General features: G+C 40.9%; 1 protein-coding gene. It reads left to right on the top strand.

Translation table 11 applies throughout. The features are described 5' to 3' along the window. Window positions 1-198 precede the first annotated feature (198 nt). A partial coding sequence (locus tag ABZ319_RS40520) for an ATP-binding cassette domain-containing protein (protein WP_354991896.1) occupies window positions 199-1,040 on the top strand: 842 nt, incomplete at its 3' end.

Below are 1,040 nucleotides of genomic sequence, written 5' to 3'. Positions count from 1 at the left end.
TGGGAAGAATTGACAGGACTTCAGTTGAAGGAGTTGACGGATCTCACTCTTTGTTATCAGTTGATTTTACCAGATATTCTTTAAAGTTTTGTGCAAGTTGCACAGAACTTTTTTATTTTTTTGGTCACCTTGCCATAGAAAAGTAAAGCGTTTTCATCTATAATAAAACTATCAAAAGACAAAAGGAGTTTACCTTCCATGGTAGAATTAAATCTTAAAAACATTTACAAAAAATATCCAAACAGCGAACACTACTCAGTTGAAGACTTCAACTTGGACATCAAAGACAAGGAATTTATCGTTTTCGTAGGTCCTTCAGGATGTGGTAAATCAACAACTCTTCGTATGATTGCTGGTCTTGAAGACATCACAGAAGGTACTGCATCTATCGATGGCGTGGTTGTCAACGACGTAGCTCCAAAAGACCGTGACATCGCCATGGTATTCCAAAACTACGCTCTTTACCCACACATGACTGTATATGACAACATGGCTTTCGGTTTGAAATTGCGTAAATACAGCAAAGAAGATATCGACAAACGTGTGCAAGAAGCAGCAGCAATCCTTGGTTTGAAAGAATTCTTGGATCGTAAACCAGCTGACCTTTCAGGTGGTCAACGTCAACGTGTTGCCATGGGTCGTGCGATTGTCCGTGATGCAAAAGTATTCTTGATGGACGAACCTTTGTCAAACTTGGATGCCAAACTTCGTGTATCTATGCGTGCTGAAATTGCGAAGATCCACCGTCGTATCGGTGCTACAACCATCTACGTAACGCACGACCAAACAGAAGCGATGACATTGGCAGACCGTATTGTTATTATGTCAGCAACTAAGAACCCTGCTGGTACAGGTACTATCGGACGTGTAGAACAAATCGGTTCACCTCAAGAAGTTTACAAAAATCCAGTTAACAAATTCGTAGCAGGATTCATCGGAAGCCCAGCTATGAACTTTATCAACGTGAAATTGGTTGGTAGCGAAATTGTTTCTGACGGTTTCCGCTTGAAAGTTCCAGAAGGTGCTTTGAAAGTTCTTCG

It is taken from the genome of Nocardia sp. NPDC005978, from assembly GCF_040614455.1.
Lineage (GTDB): Bacteria > Actinomycetota > Actinomycetes > Mycobacteriales > Mycobacteriaceae > Nocardia.
The sequence above is the reverse complement of the archived record's forward strand: the minus strand, read 5'-3'. Positions and strand labels throughout refer to the sequence as shown.